The organism is Gracilibacillus suaedae (assembly GCF_017599345.1).
GTDB lineage: Bacteria > Bacillota > Bacilli > Bacillales > Amphibacillaceae > Gracilibacillus > Gracilibacillus suaedae.
In genome coordinates this window covers 1-21,980 of sequence record NZ_JAGFVL010000014.1, presented here as the reverse complement: position 1 = coordinate 21,980, position 21,980 = coordinate 1, and the positions used below count along the sequence as shown (strand labels likewise).

Below are 21,980 nucleotides of genomic sequence, written 5' to 3'. Positions count from 1 at the left end.
GTTTTTGTGAGAAGGGATGAACACTGTTGGATGTAAATGTACAAGCTATGATTTTCGAATTTATTGCTGGTTTAGGTATTTTTCTTCTAGGGATTAAGTATATGGGAGAGGGTTTACAAAAATCAGCTGGTGATCGCTTGCGTGATATTCTTGACAAATTTACTAGTAATCCTTTTATGGGTGTTTTAGCCGGGATTATTGTTACTATTTTAATTCAGTCTAGTTCTGGTACTACTGTATTAACAGTTGGTTTGGTAAACGCTGGATTTATGACTTTGCGACAATCAATTGGAGTTATCATGGGAGCCAATATTGGTACTACTGTAACAGCATTTATCATTGGTTTTGACCTTGGTGCATATGCACTACCGATTATGGGTCTTGGTGCATTGCTTATATTTTTTGTGAAAAATATTAAGATCACAAATATAGGTATTGCTATTTTTGGTTTTGGTTCGCTATTCTTTGGTTTAGAATTAATGAGTTCAGGTCTAAAACCATTACGAGAGGTAGAAGCTTTTCATGATTTAACTGTTAGTATGTCAAATACCCCAATTCTCGGTGTGATAATCGGTACCGTATTTACAGTTATTGTTCAAAGTTCAAGTGCCACCATTGGTATTTTACAAAGTTTGATGCTTGAGGGAGCAATTGAATTAAAGGCAGCTTTACCTGTTCTATTTGGGGATAACATTGGTACAACCATTACAGCAGTACTAGCTTCAATTGGAGCTACCGTTGCTGCTAAACGTGCCGCACTGACTCATGTTATTTTTAATGTGCTTGGTGCAACAGTAATTATAATATTTATTAACTTTTATAGTATGTTCATCGAATATATACAAGGTATCATGGATTTAAATCCTGCAATGACTATCGCTTATGCTCATGGTATTTTCAATGTATTAAATACCTTAATTCAATTTCCATTTATAGGTGTTTTAGCATTGATTGTTACCAAAATTATTCCTGGCGAAGATGTAGAAGTAGAATATAAACCAAAACATCTCGATCCAATATTTATAGTTCAATCACCATCTGTAGCTTTAGATCAAGCAAAAGCAGAAGTTATTCGAATGGGTGAATATGCTACAAAGGGTTTGGAAGAAACTAGCTTGTATCTAAATAAACAAAACAATAAAAATTCAGATTTGGCCTTACAAATTGAAGGTGCTCTAAATAATCTAGATAGAGAAATTACATCTTATCTTGTTGAATTGTCTGCAACAAATTTTTCAGAAACTGAGAGAAATGAGCATTCCGCGCTTATGAATTCAGTTCGTGATATCGAAAGGATTGGAGATCACTTTGAGAATATTATTGAATTAGTTAATTATAAAATTTCTAATAAAGTTGATATCACCGAACAAGGCATGATTGATCTTAATAATATGTTTGATTTAACGATAAGTACAGTGAAAGAGGCTGTTATAGCATTAGAAAAGATGGATAGAGAAGCAGCATTAAATGTTGTACAGAAAGAAAATGAAATTGATAAAATGGAAAGAAAGTATCGCAAAAAACACATTATTCGTCTAAATGAAGGAGCGTGTACAGGAACGGCTGGCATAGTATTTGCTGATATTATCAGTAACCTAGAGCGTATCGGTGACCATGCTGTCAATATAGCAGATGAAGTTTTAGACGAAAGACAAAAACACTAAATATCACCAAGGTGAAAGTAGCCATGATTGCTACTTTCACCTATTTCTATCTTATTTCAGAATTTCCCCTCGAAAAAAACAGAAAAAACTATTGACGAAAACATTCTGCTATGATACAGTATTAAATGTCGCTTCAGTGATTACATAATCTTATTCCACAGTAGCTCAGTGGTAGAGCAATCGGCTGTTAACCGATCGGTCGTAGGTTCGAATCCTACCTGTGGAGCCATTATGGCGGTGTAGCTCAGCTGGCTAGAGCGTACGGTTCATACCCGTGAGGTCGGGGGTTCGATTCCCTCCGCCGCTATTAAAAGTAACGATGGCGATCGTGGTGAAGTGGTTAACACATCGGATTGTGGTTCCGACATGCGTGGGTTCGATCCCCACCGGTCGCCCCATTTTAAGAAAAAGAGGACCCTTAGCTCAGTTGGTTAGAGCTATCGGCTCATAACCGATCGGTCGCAGGTTCGAATCCTGCAGGGTCCACCATTTACTCTATTGCGGAGGAGTACCCAAGTCCGGCTGAAGGGAGCGGTCTTGAAAACCGCCAGGGGCTTCACGGCCCGCGGGGGTTCGAATCCCTCCTCCTCCGCCATACATAATCTTTCGCAGAAAACCAACATATCGTTTGGCTCGGTAGCTCAGTCGGTAGAGCAACGGACTGAAAATCCGTGTGTCGGCGGTTCGATTCCGTCCCGAGCCACCATTTCAACAAGCTAAAGGAAGAGCTTGTTTTTTTGTATGTTAAAAAACATAAAATTCACGACAATGAATGTACAAAGTATCATTTATCACGGTGCTAATCTTCTGTAAGACGCCCACTTCCAACTTCAGATAACACAAGGATAAGTTTAGGGAAAAAAGACAGACACTAACAACCTGAAAAATTTAGGCTAGTGATCAGTAGGCATTTAACTCACTAATCATAGTCTCACTTTATCTAATATTTCTTGGAATGGTTTATGGTCAACCTTTCCAATTTAAATGCTAAATATTTGCTTTTTATTTTATTATTTTGATACCATTTGTCGTAGAGAGATTTTAATACTTTCTAATTTAAAAATAGGAGGAATAAAACATGGCAAACTTTACATTACCAGATTTACCTTATGGATATGATGCATTAGAGCCACATATTGATAAGGAGACAATGAACATTCATCACACCAAACACCACAATACTTATGTAACTAAATTAAACGCTGCACTAGAAGGTCATGATGATTTAGCCAACAAATCTATCGAAGAGATCTTAGCAAATCTAGATGCTGTTCCGGAGAACATTCGTACCGCGGTAAGAAACAATGGTGGAGGACATGCTAACCATAGCTTGTTCTGGACATTGCTTTCGCCGAGTGGTGGTGGTGAACCAACAGGGGAATTAGCAGATGCCATTAATTCTACATTTGGAAGCTTTGACAAGTTTAAAGAAGAATTTGCTGCAGCAGGTGCTGGCCGCTTTGGTTCAGGTTGGGCATGGTTAGTTGTAAACAATGGTAATCTTGAAATCACTAGTACGCCTAACCAAGATACTCCTATTTCTGAAGGTAAAACACCTATTTTAGGCTTAGATGTTTGGGAGCATGCGTACTATCTCAAATATCAAAACAGACGTCCTGACTATATTGCTGCATTTTGGAATGTAGTGGATTGGGATAAAGTAGCTAGTTTATATAATGAAGCGAAATAATAAAATAAAACAAGTAGGGGCTATGGTTTAATACTATAGCCCCTTTATAATGTTAGAAATCTGGCGAATTTTTAGAGTGTTGTCCTTTTTTCCTTTTATTTCTACCGCTTGATAAATGGCACACACCATATTTGGTGAATAAGATTGATAAAAATATCTTCAATTGATTAAATGTATATCTGCTACTTTCTAGACCAAAATAAAGGTTAGATCGTAGTGAGGTGTAAATGATGAGCGAAACCGTGAAAAGAACGAAAAAAAGAATGCCGAATAGTAAAGATTTAAAGTTATTATTAACAATTGGCGGCTTATACGCCATTGCAACATTTTTATCCAATACTTTTGTTAATATCTTTTTATGGAAACAATCTGGGGATTATATTGATATTGCTATATACAATTTGTTTGTTTATATCCTGCAACCAATATCGTTTGTTGTTGCCGGAAAGTTTGCGAAGAAAGTGGATAGAACCATTATTATTAGAACAGGAGTTATTTTTTTATCCATTTTCTATGTGACTGTATTATTAGCAGGTGACAATGCTTCACGTTTTCCTTATTTATTAGGTGCGATTCTAGGGATAGGTTATGGTTTCTACTGGTTAGCATTTAATGTGTTAACGTTCGAAGTTACGGAGCCAGAGACAAGGGATTTTTTTAACGGAATTCTAGGAACTTTACAATCATTAGGTGGTATGATCGGTCCCATCTCAGCGGGTTATATAATCACAAGGCTGGATAATTTCCAAGGATATAGTTTGATTTTCTTTATATCCTTTTTTTTATTTCTAATTGCAGTAGTATGTTCGTTTTTCCTAAAGAAACGAAAAGCAACGGGAAAATTCTTCTTTAAACAGGTTGCATGGGAGAGAAAATCCAATCGAAACTGGCGCAATATTTTATATGCACATATTTTTCAAGGGTTAAGAGAAGGTTTATTTATATTTGTTGTGGCTATTTGGGTATACATTGCAACGAATAGTGAATTTGCATTAGGTGGTTTCAATTTAACTCTTTCTCTATGTTCGTTTATTAGTTATTATCTGGTAACGAAAATATTAAAAGTGGAATATCGAAAACAAGCGATTTTACTTGGTGGATTTCTATTGTATGTAGCTGTTGGTCTATTTGTTTTTCAGACTGGTTATGGGATGTTACTTGTTTATGGAATCATTGTAGGGATTGCGTACCCGCTCTATAATGTTCCTTTCATATCATTGACGTACGATATCATTGGTAAGGCAAAAGGGGCAAAAGATTTAAGGGTAGAATACATCATTATAAGGGAGTTGTTTGTAAATATTGGAAGGGTCTCTGCGATATTGATTTTTATTGTCAGTGTTTCTCTTGTTGACCCAAGAGTCATGATACCGATTCTCTTATTGACGATTGGAGGAGGTAATTTATTTGCTTATTATTTTGTTCACCAAACAGATTCATCTATTTATCATGGTGTTAACCGTACGTAGCACACCCAAATATTTCAAAGAAGTTAAGTGGCTGGAGCAGGTGCGCTGATTCCTAATTAGTTACAGCAGAGCAGGATATCCCCCTACTGCTGGCAGTCTCAATTTATACTGTTAAATGAATAGTAAAGGTATGGATATCATGTTATAATATATGAGATGTTTGTCATTAGGGGGAATGAGGATGAATCAGCATCTGGAATTTAAAAAAAAGAAAAATAAATCAAAAAAGAAAAAGGCGCAACTGCCTTTTCGATTAAATATATTGTTTTTAAGTGTATTTCTTGTCTTTTCCCTGTTGATTGTGCAACTAGGTGTTGTGCAGATACTTAACGGGGAGGAGGCACAACGGCAGATTAATCAAACAGAGAATACGCCCTCTGAAAAACCAGTACCTAGAGGTAAACTGTATGACAGCGATTTTGATCTGATATTAGATAATAAAACGGTCAAGTCGATTACCTATACACCTCCCAAAAATGGTGAATCAGCTGAAGCTCGACTTAAACTAGCTGAAGAGTTGGCGAAATATATCACAATAATAAAAGATGAAAAAGAGCTTGATGACGCAGTTCGAGAACGAGACAAGAAAGAATACTGGTATATAAAAAATAGAAAAGAAGTTATTGACCTTCTATCAGATGAAGAAAGAGAAAATCTTGATACTGGTGAGCAATATCAGGCTGAACTTGACGCCATTACGCAAAAACACTTAGACGAAATTGATTGGACATCAGAAGTAAAGAATGTTATTGCGATTAAGAAAGAATTGGATGCAGCCTACGAACTATCTCCACATGTGGTAGTCAATGAAGGCTTAACAGATGAGGAATATGCCAAAGTGTCAGAACACTTACATGACTTACCAGGAATAGATGCAGTCATAGATTGGGATAGAGAACGACTCTATGAGGAAACGTTAAGTTCGTTCATTGGAAACTTAACTACATCTGATGAAGGGATACCTCGTGAGAATAGTGATTATTATTTATCGAATGGTTATACTTGGAACGATCGCGTAGGAACAAGTGGTTTAGAAGAACAATATGAGCACGTACTTAGAGGAAGAAAAGAAAAAGTTCAGTATACAACAGACACGAGTGGAAATGTGGTCAATTCTGAAGTTGTTGTCGAAGGCCAAAGAGGAAAGGACCTTATTCTTTCAGTAGATATGGAGTTTCAGGCAGCGGTTGACAAAATAGTACAAGAAGAGCTTCGTACTGCTATAAATAATCCTAATAACAATACTGGCTATTTGAAAGATGCTTTAGCAGTTGTGATGAATCCACAAACAGGCGATATATTAGCTATGTCAGGATTTCGTTATGATGAGGACGAGGATGAATACTTGAACCAGGCGTATAGAACTATTTATGATTCACATGAACCAGGGTCTTCGATTAAAGGTGCGACAGTATTGGCTGGTTATCAAGAAGGTGTGATTGATATTGGAACACATATGGCTGATGGAGTTATTAAAATTAAGTCAACACCAGCATTTAAATCTCACAGAGACTTAGGGCCAAGTATTTCCGATGTGTATGCAATTCAAGAATCCTCCAACGTATATATGGCAAGAATTGCAATGAAAATAGCAGGAGCTACTTATCGTTATGAGGAGCCGTTATATAACTTTGACTACAGTGCTTTTGGGACGATGAGAAATTATTACAGTCAATTTGGTTTAGGTGTGAAAACTGGTATTGATTTACCATTTGAAGCAACTGGTGTAACAGGTACTGATCCTGCTCAGGGGAATTTGCTTCACCTATCGATTGGGCAATATGATACGTACACCACTTTACAGTTAGCACAGTATGTTTCAACTATTGCGAATGATGGCTATAGAATGAAGCCGCGTCTCGTTAAAGAAATCCGAGAACCTAGTAATGAAAATGGTACACCGGGTAAAGTGATTGAATCCTTTAGTCCGGAAGTGTTAAATCGTGTTGGTATGGACGATAAATATATAGAACGAGTGCAAGAAGGATTTAGACGTGTATTTACTGATGGTACTGCTACAACAACTGAATGGGCTAACTTCCCTTATGAAGTAGCTGGAAAGACAGGTACAGCTCAGAAACCAAAGTATGAAATTATTGATGGTGATCCCGTACAAGTAGCGGAGACTAATAATTTATCATTAGTAGGCTATAGTCCTACTGAAAATCCAGAGGTCGCCTTTGCGGTCATCGTTCCTGAAAATGGAACAAAAACCGGCAGACATAATGTTCATCATGCTATAGGTAGTAGGATTATCGAAACTTACTATGAATTCAAAGAAAAAAGTGACGAAGAGAAACAAGAACAATTAGAAAATGATGAACAAGAGGATGAATAAAAAAACCGGAACTAGTAATCTAGTTCCGGTTTTTTATGTATGGGAGCATATTCCAGAACAGCTAGTTTCTGAGTGAACAATATAATTTTCCTTAGAGATTGTAGTCAAATGTAATGACATGATAGTTACGAGAGGGGGTGAAGGAACAACTGAAAAGGAAAATACAATGAGAAAGACAATTTCCAATTACATCCTTAGTAAATCTAAGTAAAAATTCAATTGAACAAATATAAATTACGTTGCTTAACTATAAGCATAGAGTATCTGCTAAAAGTATATGAAATAAGTTAGCTCTCAAATTGTCAATCAATTGAGTTCTATTGTCCTTTCGTCTCAATTTCAATAAAAATGTCGAATTTACAATCTCTTTACAATTAGTTAATAGTAGATTAATAGTTGTGAGTTATGATGTAATAGAAGCTTAATTGACAAGCTTCTAAATCACATCGTCTATATAGGGGGAAGCAAAAAATGAGCAAGTTCAAAATCATGTTGTTAGCTTTAATAGCTGTACTTACAATTGGGCTATTAGCTGCATGTGGAAGTGATTCAGAAGAAGAAACAGACAACAGTGAAGAAGCAAATGCAAGTGAAACAGAGGACGGAGCTGAAGAAACTTCTAATGAAGAAGAAACAGAAGCTTCAGACGAATTAGAAGGAACTGTTGCAATTGATGGTTCAGGTACTGTGTACCCATTAATGTCAAGATTAGCAGAAGAGTATATGCTTAATGAACAACCAAATGTATCAGTTGAAGTAGGGCGAGCAGGTAGTAGTGCTGGTTTCGAAAAGTTTTTAGTTGAAGAAGGTACAGATTTCAATGATGCTTCTCGTCCAATTAAAGATGAAGAAAAAGCTAAAGCAGATGAACTTGGTATGGAAGTAATGGAAATTAAAGTTGCATTAGACGGTTTAACGATTGTAACTAATCCAGAAAATGACTGGGCTACAGAGCTTACTGCAGAACAAGTTCAAGATATTTTCTTAGGAAATGTAACAAATTGGTCTGAAATTAACTCTGAGTGGCCAGATGAAGAAATTCAAACATATGGTCCAAACGAGAACCACGGTACGTATGAATTCTTCTATGAAGAAATCTTAGAAGAACAAGACCTAGTAGAAGGAATTGACTTACAACAAGAATATTCTACTCTAGTGACGCTTATCTCTGAGGATGTAAACGGAATTGGATTCTTTGGCTTTGGTTATTATGACAATAATCAAGACCAAGTACAGGCTGTCGGAATTGATTTTGGAGACGGCGCTGTTGTTCCTTCACTTGATACTATTGGAGAAGAAGGTCCTTATGCAGACTATACTCGTCCAGTGTTCACCTATTTAAATGTTGATAATGCTAAAGAAAAACCTCAAGTTCATGACTATGCAGTTTATGTAGCTGAGAGTATTAATGAGTTTGCTGGTGAAACTGGATTTGCGCCAATTCCAGATGAAGAACAGCAAGCAATACTAGAGGAAGTTCAGGCTATCCAATAATCGTGAATTAGTATGTAACATTATTTTTCAATATAATGGCTTCAATAAGATGGGGGCATCTGTGCTCTCATCTTATTGTGAGTTAAAGAAGGAGTGCTCCAAGAAATGGCAACGAACAGCGAATCAAAGTTTAACAGTGCTGTCAATGTCAGTGAATTGATTGCTGAAAACAAGAAAAAGAAAAGTATAAACAATTATATGGAAAAGTTAGTTCCTGCCATTCTTTTCTTGCTAGCATCAATTACGGTTCTGACAACAATCGGAATTTTATATACACTAATCAGCCAAGCAGTACATTTCTTTATGGAAGTTCCGATATTAGATTTCTTTACTGGAACGGAATTAAAGCCACTTAGTCAAAATCCTGAATTTGGAATTTTACCTTTGTTGAATGGGACTATTTTTTCGTCTCTTATCGCAATCCTTGTTGCAGGCCCAATTGGTATCATGTCAGCTATTTATTTAAGTGAATATGCTTCAGATAAAGTGAGAAGAATATTAAAACCATTGTTAGAAGTATTGGCAGGTATTCCAACAATTGTTTATGGTTTTTTTGCATTCACATTTGTAACACCTTTAATTCGTAGCATTTGGCCACAGGTTGAGGCTACCAATATTTTAAGTCCTGGAATTGTAATGGGGGTTATGATCATTCCAATGATTGCATCCCTATCCGAAGACGCCATGACATCTGTTCCTAATGGAATTCGTGAAGGATCTCTTGCGATGGGAACAACTAAGTTAGAAACAACTATTAAAGTAGTTATTCCAGCAGCTTTTTCTGGAATAATGGCGTCCTTTGTATTAGCTATTTCAAGAGCAATTGGAGAAACAATGATCGTAACAATAGCAAGTGGTAGTTCGAAAAACTTCACTTTTGATTTGACACAATCCATGCAAACAATGACAGCATATATCGTGGAAGTTTCTGGTGGGGAAGCTCCTGCAGGTTCTACTTTATACTACAGCTTATATGCTGTTGCATTAACATTATTTGCATTTACGCTAATTATGAATTTACTTGCGAAATATATCTCTCGTAAATTTAGGGAGGAATATTAATGGAAAACCTAGAAGCATTACACGAAAATAACAAAATGAACGCACGTGTAAGAAAAAATAGTATTTGGAAATCTATATTTTTCCTCTCTACTCTATTTGGACTAGTAGTACTTGTTATATTAATAGCTCGTGTATTATTTCAAGGGGCATCATGGATCGATTTAGATTTCATCACCGGACGACTATCGACAAATGCTGATAGAGCAGGTATTATGGGGGCTATTCTTGGTACCGTATGGGTAATGTTAGTTGTTATTCCTGTCACACTCATTATCGGGGTTGGTACAGCAATTTACCTGGAGTTATATTCCAAAAAAGGTACTATCCGGTCATTTATTGAGACGAATATTTCTAATCTAGCTGGTGTACCTTCGATTGTTTATGGGTTATTAGGTTTAACAGTATTTGTCCGCTTGATGGATTTCGGGAATGTGGTATTAGCAGGTGGATTAACTTTAGCTTTACTAGTTTTACCGATTCTTATTGTATCTGCTCAGGAAGCATTAAGAGCAGTACCAGGTCATTTATCTGAGGCTTCTTATGGAATGGGTGCTACTAAGTGGCAGACCATTCGAAGAATCATTTTACCGGCGGCAATACCTAGTATACTAACTGGCTCGATTCTTTCACTTTCGCGTGCAATTGGAGAAACAGCACCTTTAACAGTTTTGGGGATCCCGGCATTATTGATTCCTTTTCCAAACGGTTTATTTGATACATTCACTGCACTACCGATGCAAATATATTATTGGACTATTGATGCATCATTAGTTGCTGAATATGCAAACTTAGCTGCAGCAACGATCATTGTATTATTACTAATCTTGTTTATTTTAAATTCTGTTGCGATTATTATTCGTAATAAGTATCAACAGAGATATTAACAGTTATTCAGTTCAATCATGCAACAAGACCATAGTTAAGGAGTGGAAAATGAATATGGCTACTGATAATAAAGTTCAGATCGAAGTAAGTAATGATCATACAACTACTGAAAATAATACAACACAAAAACGTGTTGTTTACGATACAAAAAATTTAAACTTATGGTACTCTGAAAACCATGCACTCAAAGATATTAATTTGGAGATGAAGGAAAATGAAGTTACCGCAATTATCGGGCCTTCAGGTTGCGGTAAATCAACCTATATTAAAACATTAAATCGTATGGTTGAACTTGTACCAGGTGTAAGTACTACAGGTTCGATTGCTTATAAAGGAAACAATATTTTAGATAAATCAATGAATGTAGAAGACCTGCGAACACGAGTAGGAATGGTTTTTCAAAAGCCTAATCCTTTTCCGAAATCTATTTATGAGAATGTAGCGTACGGACCTAAAATTCATGGGATTAAAAAGAAAGCATTATTAGATGATATTGTGGAAAAAAGTCTACGTGGAGCAGCCATTTGGGATGAAGTAAAAGATCGTTTAAACGAGAATGCATATGGACTTTCGGGAGGTCAACAGCAAAGAGTCTGTATAGCTCGATGTTTAGCGATAGAACCAGATGTTATTCTAATGGATGAGCCTACATCAGCTTTAGACCCTATTTCCACATTAAAAATCGAAGAATTAATTAAGGAATTAAAGCAAAATTATACAATAATTATTGTTACTCACAATATGCAACAAGCTGCAAGAATTTCTGATAGAACTGTTTTTATGTTAAATGGTGAAGTAGTGGAGTTTTCGGAAACAGATCAACTTTTTTCAAATCCAAAAGATAAACGTACGGAAGATTATATTACTGGTCGTTTTGGTTAATAAGCTGAATATTTATATTACAAGAAATTGATAGGAAAGGGAGTACATGATGGTAGGTAGAGAGGCTTTCCAAGGTGAGTTGCAACATGTAGAAGAACTAATCATTGAATTAGCGAAACGAACAAAAGAACAACTTAATTCAGCAATTGATGCTTTATATCGAGCAGATGTTTCACAAGCAGAACAAATAATTCAAAATGATAAAGAGCTCGATCAGTTAGACAGGAAAATTAATGAAGAAGCGATTGTACTAATTGCAAGACAACAACCTGTTGCAACAGATTTACGTAGATTAGTTGTTGCTCTTCGAATTTCCAATGATCTAGAGCGAATGGCTGATAATGCAAAAAATGTGGCGAAATCCACTATTCATTTAGGCAAGGATCACGGAATAGAAGTACACCCTTCTATTCAGGAAATGAAATTAATAGCAGTAGAAATGATCGATTTAGCAATTCTGTCATATGAAAATGAAGATATTACTTTAGCAAGGAAATTAGCTGAATTGGATGATGTTGTTGATAATATGTATTCCACTATGTTACGTGAGTTATTGGAAGAAACGGCAACAAATCCTCAAAAAATTCAGCATATTATGCAAATGGCATTCAGCGGCAGATATGTAGAACGCATTGGTGATCACGCAACAAATATTGGTGAAGACGTCATGTATCTGGTAAAGGGTGAATCATTAGACTTAAACAACTAAACTAACATGAAGAAAGAGGAGTAGATTTATAATCTACTCCTCTGTTTGTCTCGTTATAATGTTCGTTAATTCTTCCACCGACATTCCACGATGTAGATTGAATTCGCCGATTTGAATATATCGAGTTAGCTCATTTTCTTCCAAATATGATATAAATGCATTTTCATCTACAATTAGTTCATTTTCATCTAGTAATGCCACAATTTCTGGCATGGTCATACCTGATTCAATTGTGATCGTTGTTTCTTCGCCTTCTTCTTCAGCTTCTTCCGTTTGTTCACCTAATTCATCTGTTGGTTCTTCTGGATCATTATTCGTGTTTTGCTGTAATTCTTCTATTTCTTGCTCTAATTGACTTACCTTTGATTCTAAATTTTCTTCATATACATAATACCCATCATCTTCTACTAGTTTAATAGAATCATCAATCGTAGGAGAAGAAGTAGATTGAGCTTGTTCAGGCTTTTCTACATAATATGTAACTCCGATTATGACAGCTGCAACTAATAATCCAAGAGAAAAGGCTCTAATGATTTGCTTCAAAGTTATCCCTCATTCTTTTAGGCTAGTTTAAAATTGTTTAATCATTGAAATGACGTCATATTCATTGATATTAAGTTGTTCTGCTATGTCATCTGTATCATGTCCACGTTGATATAATTCTTGTACTTTTCTAACAGTTGGTGTTTGTTGAGTACTTGCAGGACTTATTGTTTGTTCAACTGATAAATCATCAATCAATAACTCTTCTTCTAGAATATTAATCTTCTTTTTAAGTTGATACGTTTCTTGTAAAGATGAAATGGAGAACTGCTCAAATTGATCTTCTAGTTGTTTAAATTTATCTTGCATAAAAAATGATACAATCCATAATATGACGGCTATAATAATTACTGTAGCTATTGTTGCATATAACATAACTTTCCTCCTAATTTTGACCATTATGACGATTGCTAAACTAATGATAAGTTTCGCTAACTTTCAGTCGGTATAACCGCAGTGAATAGAACGCTCACCTTATCTACATATATAGTTATACCATATTTAAGAATACAATAAAACATATACTTGAAATTATCGCTGGTTTTTGCTATTATATTTTAGGTAATGATTCGATATTGAAAAGAATGATGTATGATTTAGTTTGGAGGGAAAACCATGCGCGTTAATATTACTTTAGCTTGTACTGAAACAGGTGACCGTAACTATATTACGACTAAAAATAAACGTAAACATCCTGAGCGTTTAGAGCTTAAAAAATATAGCCCACGCTTGAAACGACACACGTTACACCGTGAAACAAAATAATGAAATGAGCGGAGGAACTCTTACCACGATTGGTAGGAGTTTTTCTTATATAGATATACCAAGTAGTTGATGGAGGCGGTGCTTGTGAATGGACAAATTATTTTTTGTAAAAGAACAGCAACGAAAAAAGATACTAAAGCAATGGCAGCAAATAATGAATAGGCAGTTAATCGAACGATCTATCCATACGAAATTACTACAGACAGATGTATGGCACCAGGCTCACACGATAGGTATAACGATTTCAAAAGGTTTGGAATGGGACACTGAACAATTAATCCATAAAGCGTGGCGACAAGGAAAGAGAATAGCAATCCCAAAATCTAATCTTAAAGACCATTCAATGACGTTTCACTGCTATCAAGATGGGGACGAGTTAGAAAATGTCTGGGCTGATATATGGGAACCTATTCCATCTAACGCAACTATTATGGAAAAAAACTTTATAGATCTTATGATTGTCCCAGGTATCGTATTTAGTAAGAGTGGTTTGCGAATTGGGTATGGTGGTGGCTTCTATGATCGCTATTTACAAGACTATACAGGTACTACTGTATCGCTTGCGGCGGATTTTCAGATTGTGGATACTATAAACTATGAAAAGCATGATAAGCCAGTCGATATTCTCATATCTAATTTCGGTAAAATTTACTGTAAACATACATAAAAAATGCTAAAAAAGAAAAAACTTTTGATAACAAACAGTAGGAGTGAATATGTATGAAAGTATCAAAAGTTTTTTTCTTTTTGACGGCAATAGGAACAACTGTATATCTATTTCGTAACAGTATCTCCAGGTTGGTAATAAATGTTCCATTATTAAGAAAATGGGGTGTGCGAATAGCCATGAATATCCCGTTTATCCGTAATAAAATGATAGGTTCCATGTTTAAATAGCTCTACATCCTTATTATTATTCTAACTGCTATTATTCATGGTATGATTGGAATAGTACTAAGGCAGGTGTAGATATGTTGATCAAGAATCAATTTGTTCAAAATAAACTAGTGCTCCATTTAATGGAACAAGAGGAATTCGAACTCTTAACAACTTCCTCTAATCAAGAAGAGTATTTGTTATGGAAGACAAATAAAAGAAATGTAGATATCGTGAGAGTATCATTGAAGCAATTTGATTGGAATAGGGACGTAGAAGAGTCTGTACAACAAATTGAGAAAAATGTTGTACAAAATATCCAACTACCGCTATTTAAACAAACCATTTCATTTCATCATGTTTTTATCGTTGAATATGAACCTGTTGATAGTTGGAGTAATCTCATGAACAGAGAATCATCCGTTAATAAAATTGATAGATCATTTGTTTATTTGTGTGGTCAAGATCGAGATGAAGTGTTAGTACATTTTTTTCAGAAAGCTCAATTACATCATCCGTTAACTTTTTCGATACCTGACAATCTTTTCGAATTAGAATATCAAACAGTAAAATTAAAACATCAAATTCAACACATACACAAAAATGCTGAAAAAGAAATCCTAGCTCTTTTTAATAGAGGGAAACCGCGGCTTTCTTATCTAATATTAGCGATTAATATTATTATTTTTTTACTGTTGGAGTATCGTGGAGGATCAACAAACCCCGAAACCCTCATTCAATATGGCGCCAAGTATAATGTAGCTATGATGGATGGTGAGTGGTGGCGTATTATTACGTCGATGTTTTTACATATTGGAATATTTCATTTAGCCTTGAATATGCTTGCTTTATATTTTATCGGTACACTGGTAGAAAGAATTTATGGAAGTATTCGGTTTGTCATTGTTTATTTCCTTGCCGGTATTGCAGGTGGAATGGCAAGCTTTGCGCTAAATCCAAGTATTGCTGCCGGGGCATCGGGGGCATTATTTGGTTTGTTTGGGGCACTGCTTTACTTTGGTTTGAAAAATCCCAGGGTGTTCTTCCAGACAATGGGAACAAATGTCATCTTTATTGTTATTTTAAATATCATTTTTGGTTTTAGTATGCCTCAAGTTGATAATGGCGCTCACATTGGTGGTTTGGTTGGAGGGTTTATTGCTTCCGGTATTGTCATGCTGCCAAAGACAAAAGCATTTATGCAACAGCTTATTGCCGTTGTGATCTATGTTTTTTATGTGTTCGGTCTTTTGGCATATGGTTTAACAAATGAGGATGTTCAATTTGATGAAACATTGCAAATTCAGCGCGTTCAGCAATTGTTAGAAGATAAACAATATGAGGAAGTAATGGAGATTGTGACTAGAACTTTACCATATGCCGACGAATTAGAAGCGGAATTACACTTTTATCGTGCCTTTGCTAACATTTATTTAGAGTCACTTGATTTAGCTAAAAGCGACTTAGAAACCGCAGTGGAACATAAACCTGATTTTGAAGAAGCATGGTACAATTTAGCTTTACTGTACCAACAGGAAAATGAATACGATAAAGCCTTACAAGCTGCGGAGCAATTGTTAGATTTGAACAATGAAGAAAGTAGTTATCAAGCTTTATACCAGGAATTGAAAAGAGCAGAAAATTAATTTTCTGCTCTTTAGTTCTGCACAGATAATTGTTGATATAGTGTTTCGAGTTGATTCGTTTCATCTTTGAACAGTACAATTAAATGATCATTGTTTTTGTCGATTAAAACAAGAGGCATGATTTGCTGATTGGTTTTGGATTGATTAGCAATAGGTAAAATATAATTTTTATATAGCCCTTCCCAAAGTTGTCCAACAATCCGATCTGTTTGTTCTTGAGTTAACCCACTAATAGGTTGTTCTTGTAATTGAATAATACTTGTTAAAGGGTATAAATGATAATTATTTATTTCAATATTGGCTATATCTATCCATTCTTTCCACGCAAATTGTAACTGTTGAGATGTAGTATTATCAATGGTTTCCTTCCACTCCTGTTGCATGTGTGAATGAGGTTCTTTAAATGATTCCAATGCTGTATGAGGAGAGTCGATTACATATAAATGATCATTAGACATTTGTTGAATACTTTTTATTTCATCATTTGGGTAGTGTATTTCTCCATGATGAAAACTGATCGCTTGAAAATGACTGCTATCGCTTTCTTCAAAAACTTCTTCTAATTCAATATTTTTCGCAGATTCCTTCCACAATCCTTTCATCCCTTTCAAACGTCCATCCATATATAAAAGTGAAACATCTTGTCTAAGGTATATTTCTTTATCTAAACTACTATTTGCCGTCCATTTTATCATATACTGATCATTCCCGGTTTCTGTCAACAGTTTTAAATTCGTGTTAATAGTTGAAAATGAAATAGCGGAATCAGGTGGAAAATACTTAATGGTTTCTTCGGTTGAACGTTGTGATAATAATAAAAGTATCAAAGCCAACATCATTAATAAACATGTAATGATATGTAATTTTCTCGATTTAATCATGATATCCCTCATTTATGAATTTCAACTTGTCCAAAATCATCCCGCATTAAACTAACCATATAGAGAACACTATAGATAAACAGTGATAGAGAAAGAGGGAATGAGCATGGAACAAGAGAAACGTTTGTACCATAACTATGATAAAAATGTTCAATATATACATGATTATTTAGAGATAGATAAAAGCTTTGACCTCATTCACATGGATGTAGAGTATGCGCGAAAGAAAATGGCTTTGTTTTTAATTGATGGCTTAGTGAAAGATGAAATGTTACACCGTATAATGTGGTTTTTAGCAGAGCTCGAAGAAAAGGATTTAGAGGAGGATACACTAGAAAAATTAATTAAACGATATATTCCATATGTAGAAGTTGATGTAGAGAAGGACTTACATAAAGCAGCTGAGATGGTATTGGCTGGCCCAACTGCATTAGTAGTAGAAGGACTTGATCGAATCATATTGATTGATGCCAGAACATACCCCGTCAGAGGACCTGAAGAACCCGATCTGGAAAGAGTTGTTAGAGGTTCCAGAGATGGGTATGTAGAGACAATTGTTTTCAACACTGCTTTAACAAGAAGGAAAGTAAGAGATCGATCTTTAAGAATGGAATATACATCGATAGGTCGCAGGTCAAAGACAGATATCTGTATTTGTTATTTAGAAGATATTGCTGATCCGCGAAGGGTGGAAAAGTTAAAGCAACATCTTGATAGGATCGATACGGATGGTCTGCCAATGGCCGAGAAAACGATTGAAGAGTATTTGAGTGGTAAAATGTGGAGCCCGTACCCGACCATCAGATATACGGAACGACCGGATACAGCTTCTGAACATTTATATGAAGGACATATTTTAGTTATCATCGATGGTTCTCCAAGTGTCATGATCACACCGGCAACTTTTTGGCATCATTTACAACATGCAGAAGAATATCGTCAGAAACCGCTTATCGGTGTTTATTTACGAATGGCACGGTTTATTGCTATTTTCGCATCTATATTTTTATTACCGCTCTATTATTTATTGTCAACTGAGATGGGGTTACTTCCTGAAGAATTAGCGTTTATTGGACCTAAAGACGTAGGGTTAATACCATTAATCGTTCAATTTTTAGTAGCTGAAATCGGAATTGATGTATTGCGGATGGCCGCCATACATACACCATCTGCTCTTGCTACGGCATTAGGATTAGTATCTGCTATTATAATTGGCCAGATAGCAGTTGAAGTAGGCTGGTTTTCAAATGAAGTCGTATTATATGTTGCAGCGGTGGTCATGGGTACTTTTGCAACACCAAGTTATGAATTAAGCCTAGCTAACCGTGTCACAAGAATTTTTCTACTCATCATTACGGCAATTTTTGGTTTGAAAGGGTTTATTATAGGAATAACGTGTTATATATTATATCTGGCTAACTTGAAGACATTCTATATTGGTTATTTCTGGCCGTTTATGCCCTTTGATGCAAAAGCTTTTCTTCATGTTTTAATTCGTCAGCCTGTACCGAATGATCACAAACGACCATCCTTTCTAAATCCACAAGATCCGGATCGAAAATAAATGAAGAAAGTAGCGTCTGTTAACTCCCTCTAAACTTTTTTGTGATATTTAAAGCTTAAAGTGAGGGGTTACAGATGACTAGCACTATAATAAAAAGTTTTTTATTCCTTTTTAGATTTGTCTTTGTTATAATAATTTAGGTGATAGCGAATGGATAGTATCTATGATTTAAGAAAATTATTATTAAAATTTGGAACGATCATCTATATAGGTGATCGTTTAGCTGACTTAGAACTCATGGAAGAAGAAATTAACGAACTGTATCAAGTGAAAATGATCACAAAAGAGCAGTTTCTTCAAGCAAAAATCATCATCACACAAGAAAAAGAAAAAATAAAATAAAGGGTGGAAAAAATGGAGAAGGATTTACTTATTGGCATTGACATTGGAGGGACAACAGTAAAGAATGCGATTATTACCAATCAAGGCGAACTGATTACGAAATGGGAAATACCAACAGATTTGGCTAACCAAGGGGAAAATGTTCCAAGGGATATTTGGCTATCTATCGAAAATAAACTTTCTGAATTAAATTTAACGAAAGAACGTTGTGCAGGATTGGGGGTAGGTGCTCCTGGTTTCATTGAGCCGGAAACGGGTAAAGTAGCTATAGCAGTCAATATTGGCTGGAAAAATTTTTATTTAAAAGATATTCTGGAAGAATTATCTGGTTTAAACGTATATGTCGACAATGATGCTAATATCGCGGCATTAGGTGAGAACTGGAAAGGTTCAGGCAACCAAGTAGAAAATATGTTAGCAGTGACATTAGGTACTGGTGTCGGGGGAGGTATCATTGCAAACGGACAGATTGTAAGTGGTGCAAATGGTACTGGTGCTGAAATTGGACATATAACTGTTGAAAAAGATGGTGCAGCATGTAATTGTGGGAGAAAAGGCTGTCTGGAAACTGTAACATCTGCAACTGGGATTGTCAGACAAGCTGAAGAATTAATAGCTGAAGGTAAGGCTAATGCATTAAAAAGACGGAAAGATAAAAGCGGAGAGATTACCACAAAAGACGTATTCGAGACGGCTGCTGAAGGAGACAAAGATAGTCAGGCGTTATTAGCACATGTTCTGGATGTACTTGGGTTTTCTCTCGCTACTGTAGCCATTACTGTTAATCCAGCGAAAATTGTCATTGGTGGTGGGGTTTCTAAAGCAGGAAATGTATTGTTGGAACCTTTAAAAGAAGCTTTTGAAAAATACACATTACCACGAACAAATGAAGCGTGTGAAATTGTTATCGCACAACTAGGTAATGATGCCGGTGTTTATGGTGGTGCGTACTTAGTGTTACAAAATAGTTAACAATTATAGTATTATATGAATAATGTAAATTAATTGTAACTTATTTTAAGATTTGTGAAACTTTTATGTGATGTTTATCGTCTATAATAGAGAAATAGAAAAATAGAAATAGGGTTGAATCATTTTGAGGAGGATATGAAATGTTTAGTAAAAAGCTGCAAATGCCTTTGTATATAATCGCAGCATTATTATTTGGATTGAAAACTTATATCGTATATCGATTTGTATTTGATATCTCGTTAGAAAATATGATGCAAGAGTTTATTTTGTTTATTAATCCTTTTGTAATTGCTTTTTTTATCTTTGTATTAAGTATTTTCTTTAATCAAAGAAGACAATTGAAATATATTAAATATGGTATACTATTAGGTTCTTTGATACTGTATTTTAATATCGTTTTTTATCGTAACTTTTCAGATTTTATAACCATACCTTTATTATTCCAAGGAAGTAATGCCGCTGACCTTGGTAGTAGTGTACTGGGTTTAATAAAGTTTTGGGATGTTGCTTTATTCTCTGATGTTATTATTGTTTGGATTCTGGCGAAGAAGTACGGATCTGAATTAACAGCATCATTTACCAAGCGATATAAAAGAATGGCATTTGCGTTGTCCATTTTGTTCTTAATTGGTAACTATGCATTAGCTGAGGCAGAACGTCCACAATTATTACAAAGAACGTTTGACCGTGAATATTTAGTTAAAAATATCGGTATATTTCCTTATCATGTTTATGATGCTGTATTGCATTCCAAATCGAAAGCACAACGAGTATTTGCTGATGGGAATGAATTAACCGAAATTTCCGATTATATTAAAAATGAGACAACTACAGATGGTAACGAAGAATTACATGGTATTGCTGAGGATAAAAATGTAATTTTCCTATCACTAGAGTCTTTGCAAAGTTTTGTCATCAATAATACACTTCACGGTGAAGAAGTAACACCATTTTTGAATAGTTTGATTGATGAAAGTTATTATTTTGAGAACTTCTATCATCAAACAGAACAAGGAAAAACATCAGATTCTGAATTTCTGATTGAGAATTCGTTATATCCTTCGCCAAGAGGTGCAGTATACTTTACTCATGCTCAGAACGATTATCATTCATTACCTGAAATACTGGGTGAGAATGGATATAATTCAGCTGTTTTTCATGCAAATAATAAAAGCTTCTGGAATCGTGACGTGATGTATGACAATATTGGCTATGATCATTTTTATGATGAAAATGCATATGAAATCACAGATGAAAACTCTGTCGGCTGGGGCTTAAAAGATAAGGATTTCTTTAAACAGTCGATAAAATATATGGAGCAGATGGAAGAACCATATTATTCTAAATTTATCACGTTAACGAATCATTATCCGTTCGATTTAGATGAAGAAGATGCTACCATCGACCCGTATGATTCTAATTCAAATACGTTAAATAATTATTTTCAAACAGTTAGATATATGGATGAAGCTGTAGAAGAATATTTTAATTATTTGAAAGAAGCAGGGATATATGAAGATTCCATTATTATTTTGATGGGTGACCATTATGGTATAAGTGATTTTCACAAGAAAGCGATGATTCAATATTTAGATGAAGATGAGTATACAGATTATCTTCATGTTCAATTACAACGAGTTCCATTCTATGTTCATATTCCTGGGCAAGATGGAGAAGTTATTTCTAAGATTGCCGGTCAAATTGATGTAAAACCTACTATTATGAATCTATTAGGTATTGATGATGGTAGTGATTTATCATTTGGTACAGATCTATTTGATGAAGAGCGAAAAGATTTTATTGCACTTCGTGATGGTAGTTTTATTACAGATGAATATGTTTATACGAAAGACCAATGTTATGACCGTGAGTCTGGTGAATTGATTGATAGTACCAATCAATTAGCTGGTGAAGGTGAAGACTCTGTGTGTCAACCATATGTTGAACAGGTAGAAAAAGAGTTAAACTATTCAGATGAAATCATATTCGGAGACCTATTACGTTTCTATGATTTCGAAAATCAAAATGAATAAGTAAAATAAAGGGATGAACTGATAAAAGTTCATCCCTTTACATATAAGATCTGATTTTCTTAATTTATACATACTGCGAAGTAGTGAAAACTCTGTTTAGTGAGCTTTCTTCCATTCTTCTGAAGTGGAGTGCTCATTCGTCGCTGCGGAAAAACACTCCCTTTC

Annotated in this window: 20 protein-coding genes and 6 tRNA genes; 23 read left to right on the top strand and 3 right to left on the bottom strand. The window is 35.2% G+C overall.

Annotation, left to right across the window (positions count from 1 at the left end):
• The first annotated feature begins 26 nt into the window (after positions 1-26).
• The 15 genes from J5J03_RS02410 (at position 27) to phoU (ending at position 12,193) form a co-directional block, all read left to right on the top strand.
• A complete protein-coding gene (locus J5J03_RS02410) occupies positions 27-1,664 on the top strand; it encodes a Na/Pi cotransporter family protein (RefSeq protein ID WP_208585921.1) in 1,638 nt (545 codons plus the stop codon).
• 154 nt (positions 1,665-1,818) lie between these two features.
• Positions 1,819-1,893, top strand: a tRNA-Asn gene (locus tag J5J03_RS02405).
• Positions 1,894-1,897: 4 nt separating this feature from the next.
• Positions 1,898-1,971 (top strand) — tRNA-Met (locus tag J5J03_RS02400).
• A 15-nt stretch (positions 1,972-1,986) separates the two neighbouring features.
• Positions 1,987-2,062, top strand: a tRNA-His gene (locus J5J03_RS02395).
• A gap of 14 nt (positions 2,063-2,076) precedes the next feature.
• Positions 2,077-2,153, top strand: a tRNA-Ile gene (locus tag J5J03_RS02390).
• Positions 2,154-2,166: 13 nt separating this feature from the next.
• A tRNA-Ser gene (locus tag J5J03_RS02385) sits at positions 2,167-2,259 on the top strand.
• Positions 2,260-2,294: 35 nt separating this feature from the next.
• Positions 2,295-2,370, top strand: a tRNA-Phe gene (locus tag J5J03_RS02380).
• Positions 2,371-2,742: 372 nt separating this feature from the next.
• On the top strand, positions 2,743-3,354 hold the full coding sequence (gene sodA, locus J5J03_RS02375) for a superoxide dismutase SodA (RefSeq protein WP_208585920.1): 612 nt from the start codon (positions 2,743-2,745) through the stop codon (positions 3,352-3,354).
• Positions 3,355-3,584: 230 nt separating this feature from the next.
• Positions 3,585-4,823, top strand: a complete 1,239-nt coding sequence (locus J5J03_RS02370; RefSeq protein WP_208585919.1) for an MFS transporter — start codon at positions 3,585-3,587, stop codon at positions 4,821-4,823.
• A gap of 181 nt (positions 4,824-5,004) precedes the next feature.
• Positions 5,005-7,161, top strand: a complete 2,157-nt coding sequence (locus tag J5J03_RS02365; protein ID WP_208585918.1) for a peptidoglycan D,D-transpeptidase FtsI family protein — start codon at positions 5,005-5,007, stop codon at positions 7,159-7,161.
• A gap of 471 nt (positions 7,162-7,632) precedes the next feature.
• A complete protein-coding gene (locus J5J03_RS02360; RefSeq protein WP_208585917.1) occupies positions 7,633-8,655 on the top strand; it encodes a PstS family phosphate ABC transporter substrate-binding protein in 1,023 nt (340 codons plus the stop codon).
• A 105-nt stretch (positions 8,656-8,760) separates the two neighbouring features.
• A complete protein-coding gene (gene pstC, locus J5J03_RS02355; RefSeq protein ID WP_208585916.1) occupies positions 8,761-9,717 on the top strand; it encodes a phosphate ABC transporter permease subunit PstC in 957 nt (318 codons plus the stop codon).
• Entirely contained in the window at positions 9,717-10,601 is an 885-nt protein-coding gene (gene pstA, locus J5J03_RS02350; protein WP_208585915.1) for a phosphate ABC transporter permease PstA, read from the top strand. The genes pstC and pstA overlap by 1 nt, the downstream gene beginning before the upstream one ends.
• A 49-nt stretch (positions 10,602-10,650) precedes the next feature.
• On the top strand, positions 10,651-11,484 hold the full coding sequence (gene pstB, locus J5J03_RS02345) for a phosphate ABC transporter ATP-binding protein PstB (protein WP_208585914.1): 834 nt from the start codon (positions 10,651-10,653) through the stop codon (positions 11,482-11,484).
• A gap of 49 nt (positions 11,485-11,533) precedes the next feature.
• The gene (gene phoU, locus J5J03_RS02340; protein ID WP_208585913.1) at positions 11,534-12,193 is read left to right on the top strand and encodes a phosphate signaling complex protein PhoU; all 660 of its coding nucleotides are present in this window, start codon (positions 11,534-11,536) and stop codon (positions 12,191-12,193) included.
• A gap of 33 nt (positions 12,194-12,226) precedes the next feature.
• On the opposite strand, the gene J5J03_RS02335 is transcribed toward phoU, so the two are convergent.
• Positions 12,227-12,736 carry an endolytic transglycosylase MltG gene (locus tag J5J03_RS02335; RefSeq protein ID WP_208585912.1) on the bottom strand — a complete coding sequence of 170 codons (510 nt, stop codon included), beginning with the start codon at positions 12,734-12,736 and terminating at the stop codon, positions 12,227-12,229.
• Between the two features lie 27 nt (positions 12,737-12,763).
• A complete protein-coding gene (locus J5J03_RS02330; RefSeq protein WP_208585911.1) occupies positions 12,764-13,111 on the bottom strand; it encodes a hypothetical protein in 348 nt (115 codons plus the stop codon).
• A gap of 240 nt (positions 13,112-13,351) precedes the next feature.
• Here J5J03_RS02330 and rpmG point away from each other — a divergent pair, with 240 nt between their 5' ends.
• The 4 genes from rpmG (at position 13,352) to J5J03_RS02310 (ending at position 16,023) form a co-directional block, all read left to right on the top strand.
• Positions 13,352-13,501, top strand: coding sequence for a 50S ribosomal protein L33 (gene rpmG, locus J5J03_RS02325; protein ID WP_018933855.1), 150 nt, complete (start codon positions 13,352-13,354; stop codon positions 13,499-13,501).
• A gap of 88 nt (positions 13,502-13,589) precedes the next feature.
• Positions 13,590-14,168: a 5-formyltetrahydrofolate cyclo-ligase gene (locus J5J03_RS02320; RefSeq protein ID WP_208585910.1), complete on the top strand. Its 579-nt coding sequence runs from the start codon at positions 13,590-13,592 to the stop codon at positions 14,166-14,168.
• A gap of 53 nt (positions 14,169-14,221) precedes the next feature.
• Positions 14,222-14,398, top strand: a complete 177-nt coding sequence (locus J5J03_RS02315) for a hypothetical protein (protein ID WP_208585909.1) — start codon at positions 14,222-14,224, stop codon at positions 14,396-14,398.
• Between the two features lie 77 nt (positions 14,399-14,475).
• On the top strand, positions 14,476-16,023 hold the full coding sequence (locus J5J03_RS02310; RefSeq protein WP_208585908.1) for a rhomboid family protein: 1,548 nt from the start codon (positions 14,476-14,478) through the stop codon (positions 16,021-16,023).
• 11 nt (positions 16,024-16,034) lie between these two features.
• Here J5J03_RS02310 and J5J03_RS02305 read toward each other — a convergent pair whose 3' ends face one another.
• Positions 16,035-16,904, bottom strand: a complete 870-nt coding sequence (locus tag J5J03_RS02305; RefSeq protein ID WP_208585907.1) for a hypothetical protein — start codon at positions 16,902-16,904, stop codon at positions 16,035-16,037.
• A 106-nt stretch (positions 16,905-17,010) separates the two neighbouring features.
• Here J5J03_RS02305 and J5J03_RS02300 point away from each other — a divergent pair, with 106 nt between their 5' ends.
• The 4 genes from J5J03_RS02300 to J5J03_RS02285 all read left to right on the top strand — a co-directional run bounded on the left by J5J03_RS02300 (position 17,011) and on the right by J5J03_RS02285 (position 21,815).
• Positions 17,011-18,468, top strand: a complete 1,458-nt coding sequence (locus J5J03_RS02300; RefSeq protein WP_208585906.1) for a spore germination protein — start codon at positions 17,011-17,013, stop codon at positions 18,466-18,468.
• Between the two features lie 150 nt (positions 18,469-18,618).
• Entirely contained in the window at positions 18,619-18,810 is a 192-nt protein-coding gene (locus tag J5J03_RS02295) for a YqgQ family protein (protein WP_208585905.1), read from the top strand.
• 12 nt (positions 18,811-18,822) lie between these two features.
• Positions 18,823-19,782 carry an ROK family glucokinase gene (locus J5J03_RS02290; RefSeq protein ID WP_208585904.1) on the top strand — a complete coding sequence of 320 codons (960 nt, stop codon included), beginning with the start codon at positions 18,823-18,825 and terminating at the stop codon, positions 19,780-19,782.
• A gap of 140 nt (positions 19,783-19,922) precedes the next feature.
• Positions 19,923-21,815: an LTA synthase family protein gene (locus J5J03_RS02285; protein WP_208585903.1), complete on the top strand. Its 1,893-nt coding sequence runs from the start codon at positions 19,923-19,925 to the stop codon at positions 21,813-21,815.
• The last annotated feature ends 165 nt before the right edge of the window (positions 21,816-21,980 follow it).

What these genes read in the sequence shown, in the direction of transcription:
- sodA (WP_208585920.1), top strand. Translation starts at nt 2,743, where the DNA reads ATGGCAAACTTTACATTACCAGATTTACCTTATGGATATGATGCATTA.
- J5J03_RS02370 (WP_208585919.1), top strand. Translation starts at nt 3,585, where the DNA reads ATGAGCGAAACCGTGAAAAGAACGAAAAAAAGAATGCCGAATAGTAAA.
- J5J03_RS02365 (WP_208585918.1), top strand. Translation starts at nt 5,005, where the DNA reads ATGAATCAGCATCTGGAATTTAAAAAAAAGAAAAATAAATCAAAAAAG.
- J5J03_RS02360 (WP_208585917.1), top strand. Translation starts at nt 7,633, where the DNA reads ATGAGCAAGTTCAAAATCATGTTGTTAGCTTTAATAGCTGTACTTACA.
- pstC (WP_208585916.1), top strand. Translation starts at nt 8,761, where the DNA reads ATGGCAACGAACAGCGAATCAAAGTTTAACAGTGCTGTCAATGTCAGT.
- pstA (WP_208585915.1), top strand. Translation starts at nt 9,717, where the DNA reads ATGGAAAACCTAGAAGCATTACACGAAAATAACAAAATGAACGCACGT.
- pstB (WP_208585914.1), top strand. Translation starts at nt 10,651, where the DNA reads ATGAATATGGCTACTGATAATAAAGTTCAGATCGAAGTAAGTAATGAT.
- phoU (WP_208585913.1), top strand. Translation starts at nt 11,534, where the DNA reads ATGGTAGGTAGAGAGGCTTTCCAAGGTGAGTTGCAACATGTAGAAGAA.
- J5J03_RS02330 (WP_208585911.1), bottom strand. Translation starts at nt 13,111, where the DNA reads ATGTTATATGCAACAATAGCTACAGTAATTATTATAGCCGTCATATTA.
- rpmG (WP_018933855.1), top strand. Translation starts at nt 13,352, where the DNA reads ATGCGCGTTAATATTACTTTAGCTTGTACTGAAACAGGTGACCGTAAC.
- J5J03_RS02320 (WP_208585910.1), top strand. Translation starts at nt 13,590, where the DNA reads ATGGACAAATTATTTTTTGTAAAAGAACAGCAACGAAAAAAGATACTA.
- J5J03_RS02315 (WP_208585909.1), top strand. Translation starts at nt 14,222, where the DNA reads ATGAAAGTATCAAAAGTTTTTTTCTTTTTGACGGCAATAGGAACAACT.
- J5J03_RS02305 (WP_208585907.1), bottom strand. Translation starts at nt 16,904, where the DNA reads ATGATTAAATCGAGAAAATTACATATCATTACATGTTTATTAATGATG.
- J5J03_RS02300 (WP_208585906.1), top strand. Translation starts at nt 17,011, where the DNA reads ATGGAACAAGAGAAACGTTTGTACCATAACTATGATAAAAATGTTCAA.
- J5J03_RS02295 (WP_208585905.1), top strand. Translation starts at nt 18,619, where the DNA reads ATGGATAGTATCTATGATTTAAGAAAATTATTATTAAAATTTGGAACG.
- J5J03_RS02290 (WP_208585904.1), top strand. Translation starts at nt 18,823, where the DNA reads ATGGAGAAGGATTTACTTATTGGCATTGACATTGGAGGGACAACAGTA.
- J5J03_RS02285 (WP_208585903.1), top strand. Translation starts at nt 19,923, where the DNA reads ATGTTTAGTAAAAAGCTGCAAATGCCTTTGTATATAATCGCAGCATTA.